The organism is Arthrobacter sp. 210 2 (assembly GCF_059093025.1).
This window is the reverse complement of the sequence record NZ_JBNHIE010000011.1, coordinates 68,271-90,677: the sequence shown is the minus strand read 5'-3', so window position 1 is coordinate 90,677 and position 22,407 is coordinate 68,271. Positions and strand designations below refer to the sequence as shown.

17 protein-coding genes are annotated in these 22,407 nt (G+C 66.5%); 7 read left to right on the top strand and 10 right to left on the bottom strand.

The window, feature by feature from the left end; all coding sequences use genetic code 11:
• Nucleotides 1-34: 34 nt before the first annotated feature.
• Complete coding sequence (locus tag AC5RWA_RS18245) at nt 35-484, bottom strand: MarR family winged helix-turn-helix transcriptional regulator (protein ID WP_079597804.1); 450 nt, start codon at nt 482-484, stop codon at nt 35-37.
• A gap of 158 nt (nt 485-642) precedes the next feature.
• Between AC5RWA_RS18245 and AC5RWA_RS18240 the strand changes: the two genes are divergently transcribed.
• On the top strand, nt 643-1,851 hold the full coding sequence (locus tag AC5RWA_RS18240; protein WP_494058586.1) for an MFS transporter: 1,209 nt from the start codon (nt 643-645) through the stop codon (nt 1,849-1,851).
• A 121-nt stretch (nt 1,852-1,972) separates the two neighbouring features.
• Here AC5RWA_RS18240 and AC5RWA_RS18235 read toward each other — a convergent pair whose 3' ends face one another.
• From AC5RWA_RS18235 to AC5RWA_RS18220, 4 genes are all read right to left on the bottom strand, one after another.
• Nucleotides 1,973-7,258, bottom strand: a complete 5,286-nt coding sequence (locus tag AC5RWA_RS18235; protein WP_494058585.1) for a peroxidase family protein — start codon at nt 7,256-7,258, stop codon at nt 1,973-1,975.
• Nucleotides 7,259-7,360: 102 nt separating this feature from the next.
• A complete protein-coding gene (locus tag AC5RWA_RS18230) occupies nt 7,361-7,876 on the bottom strand; it encodes a hypothetical protein (RefSeq protein WP_079597801.1) in 516 nt (171 codons plus the stop codon).
• 77 nt (nt 7,877-7,953) lie between these two features.
• Entirely contained in the window at nt 7,954-8,652 is a 699-nt protein-coding gene (locus AC5RWA_RS18225; protein ID WP_079597800.1) for a response regulator transcription factor, read from the bottom strand.
• Entirely contained in the window at nt 8,649-10,163 is a 1,515-nt protein-coding gene (locus AC5RWA_RS18220; RefSeq protein WP_494058584.1) for a sensor histidine kinase, read from the bottom strand. Before AC5RWA_RS18220 ends, AC5RWA_RS18225 begins: the two co-directional genes overlap by 4 nt.
• 393 nt (nt 10,164-10,556) lie before the next feature.
• Between AC5RWA_RS18220 and AC5RWA_RS18215 the strand changes: the two genes are divergently transcribed.
• Genes AC5RWA_RS18215 through lepB form a run of 3 tightly spaced genes read left to right on the top strand, consistent with a single transcriptional unit; the run spans nt 10,557 to nt 13,951 of the window.
• A complete protein-coding gene (locus AC5RWA_RS18215; protein ID WP_494058583.1) occupies nt 10,557-11,906 on the top strand; it encodes a BTAD domain-containing putative transcriptional regulator in 1,350 nt (449 codons plus the stop codon).
• 50 nt (nt 11,907-11,956) lie between these two features.
• Nucleotides 11,957-13,366 carry a sensor histidine kinase gene (locus AC5RWA_RS18210; RefSeq protein WP_494058582.1) on the top strand — a complete coding sequence of 470 codons (1,410 nt, stop codon included), beginning with the start codon at nt 11,957-11,959 and terminating at the stop codon, nt 13,364-13,366.
• Nucleotides 13,367-13,411: 45 nt separating this feature from the next.
• Entirely contained in the window at nt 13,412-13,951 is a 540-nt protein-coding gene (lepB, locus tag AC5RWA_RS18205; protein ID WP_494058581.1) for a signal peptidase I, read from the top strand.
• An 18-nt stretch (nt 13,952-13,969) separates the two neighbouring features.
• Here lepB and AC5RWA_RS18200 read toward each other — a convergent pair whose 3' ends face one another.
• From AC5RWA_RS18200 to AC5RWA_RS18190, 3 genes are read right to left on the bottom strand one after another with little or no spacing between them, the layout of a single operon-like run.
• Nucleotides 13,970-14,989, bottom strand: a complete 1,020-nt coding sequence (locus tag AC5RWA_RS18200) for a LacI family DNA-binding transcriptional regulator (RefSeq protein WP_494058580.1) — start codon at nt 14,987-14,989, stop codon at nt 13,970-13,972.
• A 33-nt stretch (nt 14,990-15,022) separates the two neighbouring features.
• Nucleotides 15,023-15,916 (bottom strand): 5-deoxy-glucuronate isomerase, encoded by an 894-nt coding sequence (gene iolB / locus AC5RWA_RS18195; RefSeq protein ID WP_494058579.1) that lies wholly within the window; start codon nt 15,914-15,916, stop codon nt 15,023-15,025.
• Nucleotides 15,917-15,934: 18 nt separating this feature from the next.
• On the bottom strand, nt 15,935-16,675 hold the full coding sequence (locus AC5RWA_RS18190; RefSeq protein ID WP_079597794.1) for a GntR family transcriptional regulator: 741 nt from the start codon (nt 16,673-16,675) through the stop codon (nt 15,935-15,937).
• Between the two features lie 291 nt (nt 16,676-16,966).
• Between AC5RWA_RS18190 and AC5RWA_RS18185 the strand changes: the two genes are divergently transcribed.
• Together AC5RWA_RS18185 and AC5RWA_RS18180 are read left to right on the top strand one after the other, a co-directional pair.
• Nucleotides 16,967-18,385 (top strand): sugar porter family MFS transporter, encoded by a 1,419-nt coding sequence (locus AC5RWA_RS18185; protein ID WP_494058578.1) that lies wholly within the window; start codon nt 16,967-16,969, stop codon nt 18,383-18,385.
• A gap of 133 nt (nt 18,386-18,518) precedes the next feature.
• Complete coding sequence (locus AC5RWA_RS18180) at nt 18,519-19,652, top strand: LOG family protein (protein ID WP_494058577.1); 1,134 nt, start codon at nt 18,519-18,521, stop codon at nt 19,650-19,652.
• A 48-nt stretch (nt 19,653-19,700) separates the two neighbouring features.
• Here the strand turns inward: AC5RWA_RS18180 and AC5RWA_RS18175 are convergent, their stop codons facing one another.
• Nucleotides 19,701-20,666, bottom strand: coding sequence for a matrixin family metalloprotease (locus AC5RWA_RS18175; protein ID WP_494058576.1), 966 nt, complete (start codon nt 20,664-20,666; stop codon nt 19,701-19,703).
• Nucleotides 20,666-21,829, bottom strand: coding sequence for a VIT1/CCC1 transporter family protein (locus AC5RWA_RS18170; protein WP_494058575.1), 1,164 nt, complete (start codon nt 21,827-21,829; stop codon nt 20,666-20,668). Before AC5RWA_RS18170 ends, AC5RWA_RS18175 begins: the two co-directional genes overlap by 1 nt.
• 255 nt (nt 21,830-22,084) lie before the next feature.
• Between AC5RWA_RS18170 and AC5RWA_RS18165 the strand changes: the two genes are divergently transcribed.
• Nucleotides 22,085-22,315, top strand: coding sequence for a hypothetical protein (locus AC5RWA_RS18165; protein ID WP_079597789.1), 231 nt, complete (start codon nt 22,085-22,087; stop codon nt 22,313-22,315).
• Nucleotides 22,316-22,407 lie beyond the last annotated feature (92 nt).

Below are 22,407 nucleotides of genomic sequence, written 5' to 3'. Positions count from 1 at the left end.
AGCCAGTCTCAAAGGGGCACTCGTGGTTGTCGTGTCAGGCCCGGACGTGCAGCTTTGGCAGGGCGTCCACGAGGGGTGCCAGTTCGGGGATGTCCAGCGCCCCGGCCAATGCGCGTTCCAGCGTTTCGTCATGAACCGGCCGGGCTTTTTCGAGAAGGCTGATGCCGCTCGAGGTGAGCTCGGTGTAGATTCCGCGCCGGTCGTCGTCGCAAAGAATCCGCGTCAGGAGTCCCCTGTCCTCCAACCTGTTGACCAGCCGGGTTGTGGCGCTGGGGCTCAAGGCGGTGGCCCGGGCGAGCTGCTGCATGCGCATGTGCCAGCCATCCTGGCGGCTGAGTGCGTCCAGGACCGTGTACTCCACAACGGACAGCTTCGAGTGCGCCTGGAGTGACCGCTCCAGTTCGTTCTCAATCAGTCCGTGGAGGGCCGCCAGGGTCCGCCATCCCTGCGCGCGGACCTCTACGGCGTCGTCCTTGATGCCCATGACAATGCTCCTTGAACGGGCGGCCACGGAAGGCCGCGCACCGGTTGCGGCGGGATAGTTGCTTGCGCGGGGTATTTGCGCGTGCAACAATAAATACCGCGTCTGCAACTATCCTAGGCGCCTTCCCGTACCGAGTACAGCTCAAAGGAGCATTTCGCATGCCTACTGGTTTACTGGCCCTTGCCCTCGGCGGGTTCGGAATCGGACTCACGGAATTCGTCATCATGGGGCTGCTGCCCGAGGTGGCCGCCGACTTCGGTGTCAGCGAGGCATCGGCGGGGTGGTTCATCTCGGGCTACGCACTGGCCGTGGTGGTGGGCGCCCTGGGACTGACGGCAGCGGTGACCCGTTTCGACCGGAAACCCGTGCTGGCCACCCTGTTGGTCCTGTTCATCGTGGGGAACCTGCTGGCGGCAACGGCGTCAGACTATTGGCCCATGATGCTTGGCAGGGTTATTGCAGCCCTTGCCCACGGCGCTTTCTTCGGCATTGGTGCCGTTGTGGCGGCGGACATGGTGGCGCCGGCGAAGAGGGCAGGCGCCATTGCCCTGATGTTCACCGGCCTGACGGCAGCCAATGTCCTGGGTGTTCCGTTCGGGACCCTGCTGGGCCAGGCTGCCGGATGGCGCGCCACCTTTTGGGCCATTACCGTGATTGGCGTGGTGGCGCTCGCCGGGATCCTGGCACTTGTTCCTGCCACCGCCGGCACCAGGGGGCAGGCCGGCGGGCTGCGGCGGGAGCTGCAGGCCTTCCGGTCGGGCCAGGTCTGGCTCTCCATCGCAGTGACCATCCTGGGATTCGGCGGCATGTTCGGGGCCTTCACCTACATTGCGTACACACTGACCGAAGTGTCCGGTTTTGCCGCCACCACCGTGCCGTGGCTTCTTATTGTGTTTGGCGTTGGCCTCTTTGCCGGCAACACCCTGGGCGGCAAGGCCGCCGACCGGAATGTGGACCGGACTCTGCTGGTGGTGCTCGCCGTCCTGGGTGCAGTTCTGGTGGCCTTCGCGCTCACGGCCGGTAACCAGGTGCTGACGGTTGCCTCCCTGGTCCTGATGGGCGGCTTCGGTTTCGCCACTGTTCCCGGACTGCAGATGCGGGTGATGAAGTATGCCAGCAATGCGCCCACGCTGGCGTCCGGCGCCAATATCGGTGCATTCAACGTGGGCAACGCGTTGGGCGCGTGGCTGGGCGGGGTAACCATCACCGCGGGGCTTGGCTACACTTCGCCGATCTGGGCCGGCGCGGGCATCACGCTCCTGGGCCTGGCAGTGATGGCCTTCGCCGCGGCAGCCGCCAGGCGGAGTGACGCACCCGGTCCGGTGGAAGTGCCGGAGCGGGCCGGTGACCCACTTCCCGCCCGCTGACACCGGCGGGGCCCGAGTGCAGGGACTGTTGCGCACCGGGGTTAACCAGATGTGACCTGCACAGCCTGTTGGCTGGCAGGTCACACCTGGCATTGGCGAAGATGCCGTGGACTATGCGGACTTACTCAGGTTTTGGACCTGCATCCGCGTTGGCAAGTGCTTTCCTGGCGTAGGCCCGATACCGGAGCACCTTGTACGCCAACAAGGCGGCAGCAGCCAGGAGGCCGCCGGTGGTGATGGCCGCGACCACGGCTCCGGGACCGCTGGAAACGTACCCGGCCAGGGCCGCGAGGGCAATCGGTGCCACCGTGCCGAACGTGCCCCCGAAAGGTGCACTGCCCGGAGCCGGCGGCTGGTCCTGTCCGGCGGCTGCCAGGGGTGCTTCCCCATCCCGCTCCACGGTGCCGCGCTGGTTAGCCCTGGTGCGTTCCTCGGCTGTGGCGCCGGGGGTGACGGGCTTACTCAGCTCGGAAAAGACGGGTTCGCCTTCCCCGGCGGGGGCAACCTGGAACCGGTATGCTGCACCGTTCTCCAGGCCACGGATCACCATCCTCGAGGCGCCGTTCTCAGCAGCCTGGATGGCACCCACCTGGTTACCGTTGGAATCGACGGTCCGGACGAGGAAACCTGCGGGTGCGGGATTCGCAGGTGCCGGGTTGACCGGTGCGGGATCGGCGGGTGCCGGGTCCGCGGGTGCGGGGTCGACCGGCGCGGGATCCACGGGTGCCGGGTCCACTGGTCCCGAATCCACGGGTGCGGGATCGACGGGTGCGGGATCGACGGGTGCCTGGTCCACCGGTCCCGAAGCCACTGGTGCGGGGTTCGGGTTGGCCGGAGCGGGATCCACGGGCGCGGGGTTGGGAGCTGGATCCGTACCCGGCACCGGGTCAACGATCACCACAACCTCGCCATCGCCCGGAATGACGTCCACGCCGTCGTTGGCACCGTCGTCGGTCCCTTCGTCGACCTCGTCCTCGGTCACGTCCTCGGTCCCGTCGTCGGTTCCGCCGTCGACGCCGTCTTCGACTTCGTCCACGTCGTCGTCCACGTCTACGGGATCCTCATCCTCCACCCCGTCCCCTTCACCGTCGTCGAGCCCGTCGCCGAAGACCAGGGTTTCGATGTTGTGAAGGGTGTCCGTGCCGTCCTCACCGCCGTTGTGGGTGACTGTGGTGACAGAGCCAGGGGAGCCCATGGTGCCGTCGCCGCCGGTGGTGGTGATGGTGTAGTTGGCTTCGAGGTCCGAGAAGACCGCGCTGTCCGTCCCTTCGGCGGAGCTCAGGATTTCCCGCACCACGATGATGTTGGCTGGATCCACGGTCCCTGCGAATACCGCCTGCTGCAGCGTGGGTCCGGTGAGGGCGCCGTCGACGTTGCGCTGGTACTGTGCGGTCATTGAGGTGGCGCTGCCGATCTCGGTGGACGCATCTGCAGCGTTGGTGCGGATGCTGAGCCGGATGCTCATGTAGCGGTCGCCGTCGATGATGTCGTTGCCGCCGCGGCCTTCGAGGACGTCGTCGCCGCCGCCGCCGAGAAGGATGTTGCCTTCGCCCCAGACCTGGGGCCCGTTCAGCACGGGGCATTCCTGGGATGCGGATGCGTTGACGACGTCGGCGAGGGGGGTCGGAAGGGACGGGATGAGCTGGTTGAGCCCGGCGATGCGGTCCACGCCGGCCTGGTCCAGGACGTCGCAGCCGATGAAGCCGCCACCGCCCCTTGTGCTCGGGATGATGTCATCCCCCCGGAGCACGTCATTGAGCGGGCCGCCGGAGAGGGCTTCCACCTCGTTGTACCTGTCCCGGACGCCAACCTGGAGGATGTCCAGCGGCTCGATCGGAAGCTCGAGGTCGGCGTCCTGGGGCTGGGGATCGAAGAGCCCGATTTCCCAGTCGTAGCCGGACGCGCCCGCCACTTTTTCGACGCCGGGGCCGGCAATGCCGATGTCGTCGCCGCCCTCCATGTCGTAGTCGTCGTCGCCGCCCTGGCCCATGAGGATGTCATTGCCGGGCTTCTGCGAGTCGTCCAGGAAGAACAGGTTGCTGGAGTCGCCGATCAGGAGGTCGGGGCTGTCGCCGCCTTCCACCCAGTCATTCCCGCCGCCGCCGAAGACGGCGTCCAGGCCTTCACCGGCAATCACGAAGTCGTCATCTTCACCGGCGAACGTCTCGTTTGAGTTCGCACCGCCGTTGATGAAGTCCCTGCCGTCGCCGCCGATGAGGATGTCCAGACCGGGGCCGCCGTCGATCGCGTCATTGTCCGGCCCGCCCTTCAGGATGTCATCCCCGGCGAGGTCGGTGATGATGTCGTTTCCGTCGCCGCCCAGGACGGTATCGGCGCCGTCACCTCCCTCGATGACGTCGTTGCCGAGGCCGCCCCACATGGTGTCGTTGTCCACACCGCCGTAGATGCGGTCGGCATTGCTGGATCCGTTGTACACGGCCTGGCCGTTGATGCCGGCCGGGTCCACCGAGTTCGAAGCACGGTACTTGATGGTGCCGTCGGGTATGCGGATCAGCAGTGCTGCCTCGTTGCATTCCGACGCCGGATCGTCCGCCACCGTGTTGCCGGAAGCCGCGAAACCTTCCGGAGTTCCGGCCAGGTTCTTCAGCTCGAACTTGCAGTCGGCAGTGGCAAATGCGTCGGCCTTCAGCGCCTGGGCATTGGTGTTGCGCATGATGATCTCCGCGAAGGAGTTTCCTTCGAGCTGCGCCATCAGGTTCATCCCGGGGGTGCGGGCCAAGTAGTAGAGCCGGTCACCGTTCTGCAGATCGGTCATCTGGCTCTCGAAGACGTAGTTGAACGTGCTGCCGAGCAGGCCGCCGAACAGGTTGGTCCGTTCGGCCAGGCCGCCCATCCACAGGTCGATGTCATCGAGTCCGGTGGTTGAGGCGGTGCCGTTGTTGGCCCAGCCGTCGATGCTGTTCATGAACGCCACGGCGTCCTCCGGCGCAACCTCACCGGCCAGGGTGTCCGGGCTGACGATCAGCCGGGCCGCCGTGCGCTTGGCCTCAAGGGTGGTGGCCTGCACGATCGACGGGTGCTTGCCGTAGGCGGCCACGAAGTTGACCAGCGACTCCGGGTGCTTGATGTTTTCGCCGAAGTCGATCCAGTTGGTGTACGGCTTGAGCTGGCTGTCGTTCGTGGCGCCATGCAGTTCCCGGCGCAGCGCATTCAGCGTGGGCAAACCTTCGGACCGGGCACGGGTCAGGTTGATCGCGGCCAGGTCCATGGGCAGTCCCAGCAGCTTGTTCCGCAGCGTATCCGTGACGAACTCGTCCAGCTCGCTCCCGACCTGGTCCGACATTCCCATGATGATGCTGCCCGCGGCCTCCTCGGAGGTCAGCGGCCCGGCGGGGCCGCCGTCGGTGTATTCGGGCGGATTCAGGAAGCCCTCCAGGAGGGAGATATCGTTCTGGGACCCGCGGACGTCGTCGGAATTCCCCCACACCCCGTCGGCACCCGGGCCGTCCTCGTTCCGGCGGGAAATGGTCTCCGTCAGCATCGAGTGGCCGAACCGGTACACGGCGTGGGCGAACTCGGCGCTGACCGCGGGATTGATGTCCGTCTGCGAGAAGGCGAAGGGTTCGAAGAGGTTGATGGCGGGCTGGATTTTCCGGGCGAACTCCTCGAAGACCAGGTGCTGGTACTCCATTTCCGCGATGAACCGCGCGGCCTGGAAAAGCCGTTCGCCGTTCCAGCCGTCCGCGCCGGTGGCAAGCTTCCACTCGGGCAGGGCGGCAACGCCCCGGGCGGTCGTATCGGTGCTGAGGACCCTCTTGATATCTTCCACCAGGCGGTCATGCTCGGAGTGGAAAACCTGGTGGATGGCGGTCAACCCGATGTTCTCGTTGACCCTGCCGTCGCCGGCTATGAAGTGTGCGTTCAGCATTTCGTCGTCGTACGTGCCGGGAGCCTGGCCCATGAAATCTGCAGACGCGGAGGTGTCTGCATCCGGCACCGGCGCGACACGCGGTGTTGCCGGATTGTGGTCGGTGTCCTGCGGCGACGGATCGGCGTTGTGCGCAATGTCCGTCAGGAACGGTGTGTGGAAGTACAGCACGTCCTGCGGCACCAGCGTTCCCAGGCCACCGTTCGCGGCCCGGTCTGCCTCGACCAGTCCAGACTTCGTAACAAACTGCGGGAGCCCGTTCTTCGGGCCCGGGATGAACTTCCCATAGGCATCGGCGGCGAGCATGGGGACATTGAGGACGTCCTTGTCCAGCAACTGGATGCCCAGCAGCTCCCGTGCCTGCTTCTTGGTGATGTCCCAGGTGGCCATGCCGCCGGCCTCGGGCGTGCCGGCCGGACCGCCCAGCAAGGCACCCGTCGATACCGGCTGCCCGGCTGCGTTATTGACGTACTCGCGCAGGAACACCTGGTGGGAGGAATGGGACGTGTACGTCTGGCTCTGGTCTACCCAGGGCGAGTTGGTGTTCAGGGCATCCTGGACATCGTCCTGCGTCCCCAGGACACCGTCCGCGCCCGGCTGGTTCATGCCGCGCGTCAGGACCATAAAGCGCATGTGCGGATTGAGGTCATCCGCGTTGCCGAACACGTGGTCCGGCCCCGCGATCAGCGGGTCATCGGCCTTGAGCGGAACATAGACGGTGCCGCCGCCCTTGACCGTCTGGTCGATGCCATGGTCAAAGAACTGGCCGAAGAGGGTGAAAAGGGAGTTGTAGGGCGGTGAGAGTCCGACGTCGGTGGTTACGTTGGGAATGAACAGGGTGTTGTGCGAGGGGACGCAGCCGTCCGGCTCGGCAGCAACGGGAGGAACCGCCTCCGGGTCCGGGTCGACGACGCAGGGCACCACGCCCTCGTTGCCCTGGGTCCGCGCCGGGAACCCGGCGGCGGCCACAGCGGCGGGGTTGGTTGACGTTTGGTCGGCGATCAGGTTGCTGATGGTTCGCGGCCGCGAGTCGAAAACGCTGCCGGACTTCTGCGTGTAGCTCGTGGCGACGGGGGGACCGCCAAAGGAGCCCCTTTCGGCGTCGCCGAACGACTTGGATCCCAGCCGCGGGAACACCTGGTCTGCCGCGCCGAAGGTCTCCTGGCCCTGCTGGAGGTTGTTGCAGCTTCCGTCAACTGTGCGCAGCCCGTGGGACAGCAGCGGGCTGGCAAGCTGGTTGGGGCCGGGTCCCACCAGGGCCCCGCAGGGCCCGGTCTCGGACGTGGTGTTGGCCACGTGCGCTTCGGCGATCTTGATCTGCTTCAGGATGAAGGACAAGTCCGAAGGTGTCACCGTGAACCCTGCGCCCACGGGGGCCTGCACGGCATGGGCCGCGAGCGGCGGCAGCCCCATGGAGGCAGCCAAAGCGACTGCTCCTGATGCTGCCAGCGCCTTAAGGCCCCTTCCGCCGGTTTTCTGCTGTCCTGAGTGCGCTGACCCGCGTCGTATCGCTTTCATCCTGCACATGCTCCCCAGTAGCGCCGACTTCCCAGTCGAGTCGGCTGAACAAGGTCATGGTGCAGGGATGTTCTAGGGAAAAGCTTGGTGCCATCCCAAGGTCTACCGGTCACCGCCTTTGTCGTCGCCCGGGCCGTCGTCCGACTCGCTGTCGTCCCTAAGCCCGCCTTTGTCGTCGCCCAGGTCGTGCAGGGGGCCGTCGTCGGAAACCCCGTCCGGCCTGAGCCCGCCCTTGTCGTCACCCACATCGTGCAGGGGGCCATCGTCGGAAACCCCGTCCGGCCTCAGTCCGCCCTTGTCATCGCCCACGCTGTGGGTAGGGCTGTGGGTCGGTTGCAGCGGGGGATACGTCTGCAGTTCAACCTGGATGCGTTGTGTCTCCGGGGCCGTGTGGTCAGGTATCGCGGTGATGCTGGGCGTGGAAGTGGGCGTGGGCGTCGGAGTGGCAAGCAGGGCCGGCTGTTCCCCAGGTTTGGCGGTGCCGCTGCCGGACTGCACGTCGGCCACCACCACTCCGGGAGAGACTGCAGGGGGCGGGCCCGCATTGGCCTGTGCCCACACCGTAAGACTCGCCGCACCTGCCACTGCTGCGATGGGGAGGTACCAAAACTTTTTCATCGGTTCGCCTTTCCTTGTTGTGTTCCCACCCTGCCGGGCCACGGTGAGAGGGGGATGAGACTTTTATGAGAGACCTCTCATCCGCCGGAACGGGCAGGGGATGGGGCATCCTGAAGGGCCACGAACCGGTACCCGGCGCCGCGGACTGCCACAATTCTTTGGGGGCCGAGCTTGTTGCGCAGGTACCCCACGTAGACATCCACCACGTTGGAGGACCCGTCAAAGTCGTAGCCCCACACCCGGCTCAGCAGCTGTTCCCTGGTCAGCACCTTGCCTTCGTTTTCCACGAACACCCGGGCCATCGCGAACTCCCGGGCGGACAACGGCACCGTCCTGCCACGGACAGTTGCGCTGCGAAGGTCGACGTCCAGGCTGAGGTCACCGCTTGTGGGGGCCGGTGGGGCCGGAAAGCCCGCCGTGTGGCGCAGCCGCAGGCGGATCCTTGAGAGCAGCTCCTCGAAGCGGAACGGTTTGCTCATGTAGTCGTCCGCGCCGCCGTCGAGCGCTGCCACGGTGTCCTGAACGGAATCCTTGGCGGTCAGGACGATCACCGGAACCGTGCAGCGCATAGCGCGCAGCGCGGTAAGCACCGCAAAGCCGTCCATCCGCGGCATAGCGATATCCAGGATGAGCAGGTCGAACTCGCCGGAACTGGCGTAGTCCAGCGCCCGGATGCCGTCCTCCGCCGAGGAGGTGATGTACCCGGCAGCCGTGAGGCCCTTGGCGATGAAGCTCACGATCCGTGGTTCGTCGTCGGCGATCAGTATTCGGGTCATGGGGTTCCTCCGGGCAGGGAGAGTACGAATGTGCTGCCTTCATTGACCTGCGAGATCACCCGCAGTGACCCGCTGTGAGCTTCGGCGATGGCCTTGACGATCGGCAGCCCCAGGCCGGATCCTTCCGTGCCACGCGATACTCCGGCCCTGGCGAAACGGTCAAAGATCCGTTCCTGGTCGGCAGCGCTGATGCCGCATCCCGAGTCCGCCACCCAGATTTCGACGCCGGCTCCGGAAAGTGCGGAAGGTGCAGGCGGCACAGTGACGTCCAGCGCCCCAACCCAGGCTGCGCCGAGGGATATCACGTCATGCGGCCGGGTGGACTGCACGGCATTAGCCGCCAGCTGCTCCACCGCCTGGGTGAGGCGGTTGCGGTCCGCGCGGAACCGTCCGCCCGGCATGGTGTCGATCTGCCACCGCCGGTCCGCCAGGACCTTGATCCTGTCCATGGCCGCCACAAGGAAGGAATCGGCGTCGACCCACTCCAGCCGGACAAAGTCGGGCCGGCCACTCCTGGCCAGCAGCAGGAGCTCGTCCACCAGGGACTGCATCCGGTCCAGTTCCTCCAGGAGTAACGCCTGGGTCTCACGGACGTCCCGGGGGTCTTCCGCCTGCAGCAGTTGAAGATGGCCGCCGATGATGGTCAGGGGAGTCCGGAGCTCATGGCTGGCGTCATCCACAAATTGGCGCTGGTCCGCGATGCCCGCCTCCAGCCTGTTTAGCATGCGGTTGAAGTCCGTTGCCAGCTGCGAGACGTCGTCGTCACCGGGCGGCACAAGGACGCGGCTGCTCAGGTCCTCGAACGTAATGGATTCCGTGGCCTGGCGCAGGCGGCGGACCGGAACAAACAGCCGGCCCGTGACGGTGAAACCTACCGCTCCCGCCAGCAGCAGCGTACCCAGCGAAGCCGCGCCGAAGGTGCCAAACGACGCCATCATCTGCTCGCGCTGGCGGCCAATTTCGTTCGCTGCCACCAGGAGCCCGCCGGGGGCTCCGCGTTCCAGGGATACGGACGTGATGGCCAGGCGCACCGTCCGGCCGTCCAACGTCACGTCATGGAAGACGGTGCGGCCCCCAACGTGCGCGGCGCGTGCTGCATCCAGCGCTTGGGAAGCATCGAGGATGCCGGGTTGCCCGCCGGCTGGCAGGAAGGTGTTGCCGCCGATCACGGTGGCCATCACCGATTCATACCTGCCGGGAGCGTCACCTTGGAGGAACACCGTAAACAGCTCATCCAGGGAGGTATACGGCCCTCCACCCGGAACGCCCTGCTCCACGATGTCGTGCAGCCGCCCGGATTGAAGGAGGAGGTCCTCATTGACCCGGTTGTTAAGGTTGCCCAGGTCCAGGGTGAGGGTGGTGATGCCGGCGGCCAGCAGCCCCGCCGCCAGGAACCCAAGGACCGTGGCCAGGACACGGAACCGGACTGTTCGCAGTCCCGCCCGTACCACGTGCCAACCCCGGCCCACCCGGATGGTGGCCACCCTCGCGGGTCCGGTACGCAGTTTCATTGTGTTTCCCATCCTTTGCCGGACGGCTGCACCACGCAGCTGCCCGTTGCAAACCGCCCAGCAGCGGTTTTCTGCCACCGTAGGCTGGCCGGCTTGGGGAATTCTTTGGCGGCGGCGGGCTGGCTCCGCCCAGGACTACCTAGGTTTTTCCCAACATTTGAACCCGAAAATGAATCCGCGTGTTGACCAGCAAAAACGCGCTAATAGACAGCTTTTTTCCCCGCACATCTGCCGGGCTTCCGCCGGATGGATTCCGAGTACCTGCCCCCAGGTACTAAGTACCTGGAAGGAATGCACACGTGAAGAAGCGAGTAATGAGCACTGTTGTTCGCCTGCTGACCCGTCAGTTCAATGGGACGCAGGCAGTACTCAACTACTTGGGGGGGCACCATCGTGGCTACATTGGAGATGGCGAAGAAAAGCGGCGGTCCGGGGCTGGTTGCCGAAGTGTTGCCGCAGGCGCCGGTACTTACGATTTCGGTTTTTGGTCCGTTGACCATCCGCCGCGGGAATACGGAGCTGGGCGCGAATGACCTTGGCGGGCCCAAGCCCCGGCAGGTGCTGGAGATCCTGTTGTTGAACTTCGGCTCGGCGGTGTCCAAGACCCGCATCATGGACCTGCTGTGGGGCGACAATCATCCGTCGGTGGCGTTGCCCACCTTGGAAAGCTATGTCAGTGTCCTGCGGCGGCATTTGCAGCCGGGTACCGGCCGGAGCGGTCCGCTGCGGACGGTCACCGGCGGCTACGCGATCGACCGGTCGTTGGTGGAGCTGGACCTGAACCGGTTCGACACACTGACCAAGCAGGCCAGCCAGGCCGATGCGCCGGCAGCGCTGGCACTGCTCACCGAAGCACTCGAGATCGCTTCGGCTCCGCTGCTGGGGGATGAGCTGCTGCCGGCCTGGGCCGAGGAGGAACGGGCCCTTCACGCAGCCCGGGTCAGCCTCGCCCGGGTCCAGGCTGCCGAGACCGCCCTGGCCGTGGGGGACGTGGCCAAAGCGATAACGTGGGGCGGCGCGGCGGCCAAGGAAGACCCCCTGAACGAACGGGCCTGGACCGCCCTGATTCTGGGGCTGGAACGCAACGGCGAAAAAACCGAGGCGCTGCGGGCGTATGACCGCTGCCGCCGGGTAATGGACGAAGAACTGGGCTGCGCGCCCAGCCCGGTGCTGAAGGAGGCACACGCCAGGCTCCTGACCAGCACCGCAGCCGCCCAGGGGCCAGCAGAAGCCCGTCCCTCCATCCATGTGGTGGCCGGCAGCCGCGACGCTGCACCGCAGCTGACCAAGCAGGAGACCGAACGGCTGCGGATCCTGATCGTTGATGACCACACCACCTTTTCGGACCTGCTGGCCGGGGCACTGGACCGGGAACCGGACCTGAAAAGTGTGGGGGCGGCGAAGTCGGTGGAATCCGCGGTGACCATGTTCCGCGAGCTGCAGCCCGACGTCGTGATTATGGACCTTCACCTGACGGACGGCTCCGGCCTCAAGGCAGCCGAACGCATCCTGTCGGAAGCCTCGGAAGCCCGGATCGTGATGCTCACCGGCAACCCGTCGCAGGACGCGCTGCGTGAGGCTGCCTCGATGGGTATCTGTGGGTTCCTTCCCAAAGACGGCGCGCTGGGAGTCATGCTGGACACCCTGCGGCACGCCCACCCCGGCAACATGATCGTCCACCCGGCCCTGGTGGCGGGACTGGGCGGCGCCGCCGGATCCCTTCCGGAACCTGCGGGCATGTAGCCAGGCCACCTACAGTGCGCGTATATCATGTGGGAGCGGCCTCCCACAGCATGAACAAGGCCCCTGGAGTAGACGAGCGTCGTGAGGTCCGGTCAGCTGTTACGCGGTTCCTCACCGCCGGGTTCGTGGCCCTCGTCCTGGTTGCCACCCCCGTCGCCTTCTGGATCTGGGCTGAAGCGGAACGGCACGCCCTTGCCAACGCAAGGGACTTCACGCAGCGCCTGGCCGATAACGTGGTGGGGCCGCTGCTAACCGACCAACTCCTGGCCCGCGATCCCGCCGCGCTGGAATTACTCGACGAGCGGTTGGCGCCGTGGCTGGCCAACGGCGGCGTGACCCGGATCAAGGTGTGGGACGAGCACGGCCGGGTGGTCTATTCGGACGTGAAGTCGCTCATCGGGCAGGATTTTGAACAGGAGGAATGGGCGCGCCGCCTCCTTGAGGGCGGGCCGGCGACGGCCACCTTGGAATCCCAGACCGGTGAAGAGAACGAGTACGAGGCTGATTCGGGCGAACTCGTGGAGGTCTACGCCCGCTCCTCTTCCGCGAGCGGTGCTCCGATGATCTTTGAAACATACTCTTCAGGTGTGGCGGTGCGCGGCGAACAGCAGGCGGTGCTGATGGGCATGATTCCGCCAATGCTGCTGTCCCTGGCCGTCCTGCAGCTGACGCAACTGATTCCCGCAGTCCGCCTGGCCCGGCGGATCCAGCTCGACCAGGTGACGCGCCAAGCGCTGCTGCGCTGCGCGATTGAAGCGTCTGACCAGGAGCGCCGGCAGATCGCCGGCGAACTCCATGATGAAGTGATCCAGGATTTGTCGGGGCTGGCGTACGCTCTGGAATCAGAGGAGCGCTACGGTCCGCCCGAACTTCAGACGGTTTTCTCCAAGGCCAGGACGATGCTGCAGAACAACATCCGCAGCCTGCGCGCCATGACCAGTGAGCTTTATCCTCCAGACCTCGAAGAGCTTGGGCTGAAGGCTTCCCTCCTGCGGCTGGAGACACCCTTGGTGGAGCGCGGCATTGCCTTGACCATGGAGATCCCGGACAAGCTTGTGCTGGACCGGGACCGGGCCGTCCTGGTCTATCGTGTGGCTCGCGAGGCCCTGGTGAACGCCACCAAGCATTCCGCGGCCCAATCGGTGGCACTCCGGATCCGCCATGCCGGCCAGCGCACCCAGATCACGGTTTCAGATGATGGCCGCGGCTTTAACACAACCCAGCCCTGCCCGGAAGGCCACTTTGGCCTGCGGATCCTGGGTGACACGATCCACCAGGCCGGCGGAACCCTTGAAGTCCTCTCGACGCCGGGCGCAGGAACCTCTGTCACCGCAACGTTCGGGGTTGCCGCGCCGTCCGTCCGCTGGGCCAGCCGGCATCCCGCTGCGTCCCCCAGCGAGGACTCGTTGCCACAGCATGTGCCGCTGAGGTCCCTGCCCGAACGCGGCGTCCTGAGGTAGCCGCCAGATGCGACTGGACGGCGAAGAGGATTGAAAACCGCACTTATGGACGACAGCGGCCGGCGGCGCGCCCCCCGGCACCGGCTGACGGGCACGACGCCGGGGCCAGCCGGGAGCCACTGGCCCCGCCTCATCGCGTTGGCTGTGATTCCGGCCCTGGTGATCCTCGCCGTCAGGGCGTGGCTGCTGGAACCGTTCACTGTCTCGTCGGACAGCATGGAGCCGACCATCCCCATGGGGTCGGTGGTGCTCCTGTATAAGCCGGGTGCGGGCTTGATCCGTAACGGGGTGGTGGTGGCTTTCACCAGTCCCGTCGACGGGCGCACCGCCATCAAGCGGGTCATTGGCCTTGAAGGGCAGACTGTGGCTATCCGCGACTCGGAACTGTATGTGGACGACGTCCCCGTCTCGGAGCCCTTTATCGACCACAGCCGCATCGACGCCACCTACTTCGGCCCCGAAACAGTCCCGGCAGGAAGCGTTTTTGTGCTGGGGGACAACCGGGGAGTGTCCATCGATTCCAGGGACTTCGGCGCCGTGCCTTTGTCCGCGGTCCGGGGCACCCTGCTGACCGGCCAGAAGTAGGAACCGGGGGAGTGTGTGCTACCCGGCGGCCGGGTCCGAGGAGCGCCGGACCAGGAGGACGGGGTCCAGCTTGCGGGTCACCGCCGGGCCGGCCGTACCGCCGATCCGCTCCAGCATGACCTGCGCCGCCAGCTGTCCCAGCTCCCGGGCATGCTGGTCGATGGACGTCAGCCCGATCAGTGGTGAGGCGGCCACTTCGATGTTGTCGCAGCCCACCACGGCAACGTCATTGGGGACCGAGAGACCGTGGGAGGCCAGGGCTTCCATGATGCCGATGGCCGTCAGGTCGTTGTGCGCAAAGATGGCCGTGGGCACCTCGGCGCCCGAGGCCAGGAACTTTTCCATCACAGCCCGGCCGCCGCGCTCGGTCATGTCGCTGTGCACCAGCATCGGCTCCAGGCCAAGCTTCTCCATGGCATGCAGGTAACCTTCCCTGCGGGCCGTGTACGGAAGCCAGTCCGAGATGTCCACGTGCGCAATCCGCCGGTGCCCCAGTCCGTGGAGGTGCTCCACCGCAAGCGCTCCGGACCGGAAGTCGTCGCACAGGACGGAATCCACGCCGTCGATCTCCAACTCCCGGGTGATCACCACCGCCGGCGTCCCGCGCAGTGCGGCGGCCAGCTCCTCGGCTGAACCGGTGTAGCCGGCCAGGATGACGCCGTCCACCCGCAGGTCCACAAACGAGCGGACCGCCTCCAGCTCCGTCCCCGGGTCGGCGGAGCCGACGGCGACCATCACCTGGTTGCCGCTGCCGGCGGTCCCTTCGGTGATGCCGTCATAGATGTCCGCGAAGACGGAGTTGTGCAGGTCCAGGAACAGGACGCCCAGCGTCCTGGTGCGGTGGCTGGCAAGGCGGCTGGCCAGCCTGTTGGGGGAGTAGCCCAGCGCGGCGGCGCTCTCGAGCACCGCCGTGCGCCTGGCAGGCGACACCTTGGGGGAATTGCGCATCACCAGTGACACCAGCGCACGGCTTACCCCGGCCTCGCGGGCCACGTCCTCCATGGTCACTGACCGCTGGGCGGGGGAAGTCTGCTTCACAAGACTCCACTATGCCATTTGCGGAAAGGGCGGCTACGCGCCGAAGGGCAGCCTCGAGTCGATGTCCTGGCCGTCCCAGCCCTGGCGGACCCAGCCGTGGTGCGGGTCGTCGCTGATCAGCCACTCGCGGACCGGGCCGGGGCCTGCCATGACGTTGAGGTAATACAGGTCGTAACCGGGGGCTGCCATCGCCGGCCCGTGCCAGCCGTAGGGGACCAGGACCACGTCGCCCGTGCGGACTTCGGCTGAAACGTCGATGGGGCGCTCGTCAGAGGCGTAGACGCGCTGGTAGCCGATGGCGTCAGCGTCGGCGGGCGCGGCGGAACCGGCTGCCACCTGGGTCTCGAAGTAGTAGATCTCCTCGAGATGCGTCTCGCCTTCCTTCTCCTCGTCGTGCTTGTGCGGGGGATACGAGGACCAGTTCCCGGCGGGGGTGAGGACCTCGCAAACGATGAACCGGTCGGCCTCCAGGGCGGCGGGAGTGCCGAAGTTGTGGACCTGGCGGGAGCAGTTGCCGGCCCCGCGCAGCTCCACCGGCGTCTCCGCTGCGGTGATGAGGCGGGTGGGGTAGGACGCGTTGGCTGGCGCCGTGGCGACGGCAACCCGGCCGCCGTCGGAAGAACTGATGGTGACCGTCCGGCCGGTGCCCGAGTACAGGACGTCGCTGGGACCGGAGAACACGGTGGCCCGGCCGTGCAGCTCGTAGGGGTCCCCGTCCACCGTTACGGTGAAGGATCCGTTGAGCGGCACCACGATGCGTTCCTCATCGGCAGCGGGAAGTACGACGTCGGCCCCTGCAGCCAGGGTGGCCACCTTCAGTCCCGTGTGTGCCCACCCCTCCACGATGAGGGAGGAGTCGGAGGTTCCGATCGAGACGTCCCACTTGCCGTCAGTGGCGGTGCCCAGCGGGTAGACCCAGTTGGTCATGGAGTGTGCTCCTTGCGGTTAGCGCTGTACGAGTGTCATTTCAAAGCTGTAGGAATCGGCGCGGTAGACGTGGTGGCCCGTCTCCACGCGCCGGCCGGTGTCATCGACGGCGGTGCGCTCCATGGTGACCAGGGCTGAGCCCTCGGCGGCTTCCAGCATGGACGCCTGATATTCGTTGGCGGTCATGGCGCCGATGCGCTGGGTGGCCAGCCGGAAGTTGACGCCGCCGCGGCGGAGGATCGAGTAGAGGCCTTCGGCGGCGAGCATGGCTTCGTCCATGTCCGCGATGTCGTCACGCACCCAGTTCTCCATCAGTGCCAGCGGCTTGCCGCCCACCTTCCGCAGCCGGGTGAAGTGGTAGACCTTCGATCCCGCCGGGAGCTGGAGTGTGGCGAGGGTGGCCTCGTCCGCCTCCAGGTGGGCGAAGCTCAGGACGTCAGTGGTGGGCTTCTTGCCGTTGTTGGTGAGGTCGTCATACAGGCTGGACAGCTCCAGCGGACGGCGCACCTGGCTGGAGACCACCTGGGTGCCCACCCCGCGTTTGCGCACCAGCAGGCCGGACCGGACCAGTTCGTCCATGGCCTTGCGCATGGTGGGACGGGACAGGTTCAGCTGGGCCGCGAGGTCGATCTCGTTGTCCAGACGGCTGCCCGGCTCCAGGACCCCGCTGTAGATCGCGGCTTCGATGCCCTGCACCACCTGGTGGTAAAGGGGCACGGGGGATGAACGGTCGATGCTGAGACCCAGGTTGTTCGCCACGTTTCGTTCCTGTTCTTGCTTGACGGCTCCAGCCCCGCCCGATGAGGCGTAAGCGGCCGCTTTGCCACCATATGTTCTCTTGATAGGACATACTTTCGCCTTCGATCGTAGCAGGCAGTGCTGCCGGGTCAAGGCATAGCTTTCACTAAGCCGTGAACCGGCCGGAAATTTATTTGTGCTGACATTAGAACTTTTCCTTGACGCGAATGATTAGAGCGCTCTAAAGTCAGTGTCACGCATCACATCTCAGGCCGGTTCGTCCCGGTCCCCAAGAGAATCTGAGAGGCAACAATGCAGTTGCAGAAACAAGCCCTGAACGCCCCCGGCAGCCAACGCCGCGGGTACCTGGCCCGCCTGACCGTGATCTCCACCCTCGGCGGCCTGCTCTTCGGTTACGATACCGGCGTCATCTCCGGCGCCCTGCTGTACATGAACGACTCCCTGAACATGACCGCCGTCGAGGAAGCCACCGTCGTCAGCGCGCTGCTCTTTCCCGGCGCCGCAGTAGGCGCCCTGACCGGCGGCCGCATGGCGGACAAGCTGGGCCGCCGCGGATCCCTGCTGGTCTGCGCCCTGCTGTTCCTCTTCGGCGCCATCGGCTGCGCCATCGCCCCGAACGTTCCGTTCATGATCGCGGCCCGCATCCTGCTGGGCCTTGGTGTGGGAGCTGCGGCCGTCACCTGCCCGCTGTACCTCGCGGAAATGGCGCCGGCCCACCTGCGTGGCCGCATGGTCACCATCAACGAGCTCATGATCGTGACCGGCCAGATGCTGGCCTTTGCCATCAATGCCCTGCTCGACGCCCTCATCCACGACACCGAGGTCTGGCGCACCATGCTGGGCATCGCGTCGCTGCCCGCACTCGCGCTGCTCGCCGGCATGTTGCTGTTGCCCGAGTCCCCGCGCTGGTACGCCATCCGTGGCCGGCTGGAAGACAGCCGCCGTGTCCTGAACCTCAGCCGCAGCCCTCAGGAAGCAACCGCCGAATTCGAGGAGATCGCCGAGGCTGCCCGGACGGCAAAGGAGGAGCGCGGCCACGCCTGGCGTGACCTCCGCAACAACCCCTGGATGCGCCGGCTTCTGTGGATCGGCATCGGCCTTGCCACCGTGCAGCAGGCCACCGGCATCAACACGGTGAACTACTACGCCCCCACCATCCTGGAAAAGAGCGGGCTGGGAGTGAGCGCGTCGCTGGTTGCCACCATCGGCGTCGGCGTCACCTCCGTGCTGATGACCATCCTGGGCATCTGGCTGCTGGGCTTCATCGGCCGCCGCAAGATGCTGGTCATCGGTTTCTCCGGCGTGGTGGGCTCGCAGGCGCTGCTGGCGATCGTCTTCCTGCTGCCCCAGTCCGACCTTGCCAGCTACACCATCCTCGCCGCCATGATGCTGTTCGTCGCCTTCGTCCAGTGCTTCATCGGCACCTGCGTCTGGCTGCTCCTCTCCGAGATGTTCCCGCTGGCCATCCGCGGCTTTGCCATGGGAATCGCGGTGTTCGCCCTCTGGACCGTCAACGCCGCCATCTCGTTCCTGTTCCCGATCGTCGTCGAGGCGCTGGGTTCCACCGGCACGTTCGGCCTGTTCGTCCTGGTGAACGTCGCGTCGCTCGCGTTCGTCATCAAGTTCGTTCCCGAAACCAAAGGCCATTCCCTCGAGGACCTGGAAGCGCACTTCCGCGAAGGCGCCGTCCCCGCGAAGCTGCCTGCCTGATCACCTACCCCTGGGAGCAACGCGGGGTCAGACCCAGCCCAATCCGGAGCTTCCGGAGGGCCGGATCTGACCCCGCGTTGCTTTTGCCGGTGGCTTACGCTGGGTGGATGAGCAGCAGAAGGGGGCAACAGCCATGAACCTGTCAGGGAACCTGGGCCCCAGCCCGCGCAGCCTGGAAGTGGAAGACCTGGAAAGCTTCGACCGCATGCTGGCGGCCGGCGCCGTGCACCTGCAGGGCTGGCACGCGCAGTCCCTGGACCTCCGCGGCAGGGCTTCCGCCCTGGCCGGCCTCGACGTGGAGGGCGCCATTTTCCTCGGCTGCACCTTTGACGAGGGAATGGAGGATGCCCTCCGCCGCCGCGGAGCGCTCATCTTTCCACGGCTCACGGGAGTCCCCTTCAACCCGTACCGCTCCACGCTCTACTCGCCCGGCGAACTCTATGACGGGCTCGCCGGCGCCCCCTACGAGGAGCTGCCAGACGCGCGGATCTACCAATGGAGCATCCAGCCGGGCCAGCGGCACCGGGTGGACGCCACCCTCGCCTCGGCCCTGCACGACCATGCCATCGGCGACGCGCTGGACGAGCTGACCCATTCCCACCCCTGGTCAGGACAGCCCATGGTGGGAGTTATGGGCGGGCACGCCGCACAGCGTGGCAGCGCTGACTACGCGCAGGCGGCCATGCTTGGCAGGCTGCTGGCAAGAAACGGCTATTCCGTTGCCACCGGCGGCGGGCCCGGCGCCATGGAGGCCGCGAACCTGGGTGCCTACCTGAGCCAGGCGGACGACGGCGGCCTGCAGGCTGCGTTGGACATGCTCGCGGCCGTTCCCGGCTTCCGTCCTTCGGTGTCGGCGTGGGCGCGTGCGGCGGCGGCCGTCGTCGAACGCTTTCCCGGCGGGACGCCGTCGCTGGGAATCCCCACCTGGTTCTACGGCCATGAGCCGCCCAACTGCTTCGCCACCCACATCGCCAAATACTTCGCGAACGCCATCCGCGAAGCCATCCTGCTGGAGCTCTGCCAGGGAGGGATCGTGTTCCTGCCCGGAGCCGCCGGAACTGTCCAGGAGATTTTCCAGGACGCCTGCGAAAACTACTACGGAGCTCCGGAAAAGGTCACGCCCATGGTCCTGGTGGGCAGGCACCACTGGGAGCACCAATACCCCGCGTGGCCCATGCTCCGCAGCCTGGCGGCAGGACGGCCCATGGCGGACCGGATCTTCCTGGTGGACACCGTGGAAGAAGCGGTGACCGTCCTGCTCCGGTAGTCAGCGGTCCTTCAGGCCAAAGGTCTGGAGGGCTAAAGGTCTATTCGGCTAAAGGTCTTTCCGGCACTGGGCCTTGCTCAGCTCGAACAACCCGTTGAGGTCGCCCGCGGACAGACCCTCGGGGGTGCCGATCTCCGGGTACATCAGCTGGGTGGGGTCTTCCACATGGTCCAGGCCCACCACATGGCTCAGCTCGTGCAGGATCACCGCGGTGGCGTAGAGATGTCCATCCGGGTTCAGCAGCTCGTTGGCGATCTGCGGCGCGTCCAGGTCCAGGCCGCCGGTCACGAACGTCTTGGGCCCGTCGTCGTAACTGAAATGGGTGCTGCCGCCGGTGCCGATCACCTTCCCCTCCAGCTGCGGTGCCACCTCGGGCGTGGTCCACGCAATGAGCAGCGGTGCCCAGCGCTCGCCGTACGCGTCCGGCTGGTAGGGCTGCCGTTGCGGCGAGGGCTGTTCACTGGTGGTGCCGTCATCAATGAACCTGATGCCTGTTGCTGCCGAGATGGTGGCAATGGCCGCCGGAACCAGGTGCTCTGCACCGCCCGGGGCGAGGTCAGCGTTCACCACGTAGTGGAGGGGCCGGCAGGGCGAATATCCCACCGGACTGCCGTCACCGTTGACCGCAAGGAACCGGTACGAGTCGCTGCCCACGGCAGACGGGGAAGGGGCGCCGAGGGGAGCGTCTTCCTCCTCGAAGCCCGGGGGAGGGGTGTCCAGGCTGGCCTCTGCCGCAGGCCGGGTGCCGGCTTCACCGGACGGCGCAGCACTGTCCTGTGCCACGCTGTCCTGTTTTGTACGGTCCGGGTCGCCACCCGGCTGCCGTTGCTGCCCGTTGCCCGGGCCAATTCGAAAATCCAGGAGCTGCTTTACCCTGGGATCGTCCAGCACCAGCGCACCGCCCAACACTCCGGCGACGCAGAGGGCGCTGACCAGGACCACCCTGAATCGTGGGCCTGCGCCTTCCCGCCGGGCTCGGTAGCCTGCGTGGCGCGGGGGCCGCTCTTCTTCCACTAACCCACCACGGTGCCGAAGACCAGCCCCAGCAGGTAGGTCACCGCGGCGGCTCCCAGCCCGATGGCGAGCTGGCGCAAGCCGCGGGTCAGGGGCGAGGTGCCGGACAGCAGGCCCACGATGCCGCCGGTGGCCAGCAGGGCAATGCCCACCAGGACGCCGGCCACCACCAGGGCAGCCACACCGGTCATGCCAAAGAGGAACGGCAGGATGGGCACGATCGCGCCCGAGGCGAAGAAGCAGAAGCTGGACAGCGCCGCGCCCCATGCCGTGCCGACAGCTTCATGCTGGTCTTCGTCCTCCGGCAGCTCCGGCTGCAGGGACAGGCTGGGATCACAGTCGCAGGACAACAGGCCCATGCGCTCTGCCACCCGGTGCTCGGCCGCCTCATGGGACATGCCTCTGGCCAGGTAGACGAGAAGGAGTTCGTTGTGCTCGATGTCCAGTTTCGGGGCCGCGGCCAGGGTGATCTGCGTGGGGCGGGTGGCCGCCAGGAGTTCCCGTTGGGACCGGACGGAAATGAATTCGCCGGCGCCCATGGACATGGCACCCGCCAACAGTCCCGCGATGCCGCTGAGCAGGACCACGGTGCTGGCCACGCCGGACGCGGCCATGCCCATCACCAGGGACAGGTTGCTGACCAGGCCGTCGTTGGCGCCGAAGACGGCGGCGCGGAACGTTCCGGCCAGGCGGTTGCGGCCGCGTGTTGCCAGGCCACGGACTACTTCCTCGTGGATCTGTTCGTCGGCGGCCATCGCAGCGGTGGCGTTGGGGTCCTTGGCATAGGGGGAGCGGCCTTCTGCCCGTTGCGCAAGCGCCAGTACGAACACCGAGCCGAAGTGCCGTGCAAGGAAGCCAAGGAACCGGCTGCGGAACGAGGCCTGCCGTGCCTTGCCCGCCTGTTCTCCCAGCAGGGCCAGCCAGTGCGCTTCGTGCCGGCCCTCGGCTTCCGCCAGGGCCAGGAGGATGTCGCGTTCCTCGCCCTGCCGGTTCTGCGCCAGGTCGCGGTAGACGGCGGCTTCGGCACGCTCGTCGGCAAGGTACTGGCGCCACCGCTTGATGTCCGCCGCGGACGGTGCGGGCCTCTGGTGCTGGTTCGGCTGGGCCGAATTTGATGTGCCCGAATTCGATGGGGCATGGTCGGGCTGGGCGTGCTGTGACACGGAAACTCCTGGGCTGGATAGGGCATGTAGCGGCCCCATTGCAGTGCCCAGCTTACTGCGAAATTCCGGGGTTTTTTGGCTGGCAAACCTCGCTGGAAGGTTTCGGTCTGCCTCAATCCGGTGGCCCCGCAGCCCGACCGGCAGGGCTCCGCATCTGCTATTGACCCGCCTGCCGTGCGGTGTTGTGATGAAAGTGTGGCGCAGCCGGCGCCCTCACTGAAAGAGCACGTCAGGCGAACAATCGGAGGTTGAATCATGAGCACCACCGGACAGCACCCGGACATGCCGCACCTGGACGCCGTCGAAGCGGACCCCGCCTACGACTACGCCGAGGATGCACCGGTAAATGAGGACGACTGGGACACCGAGGATGAATTCCTGGACGAGGAGGAACCGGTGGTACAGCCCGCCCCGATAGTCATCGACGCCGAGGACCGCCCGGTCCCGCTGGACCCGGACGAGGTCCGCGACACCGAAACAGAGTAGGCATAGGACAGACGACGACGGCGCCTCCTTCCGCGGTTCAGCGAAAGGAGGCGCCGTCGTCGTGCGCTGGCCGTGGTGCGCCGTCATCCTGC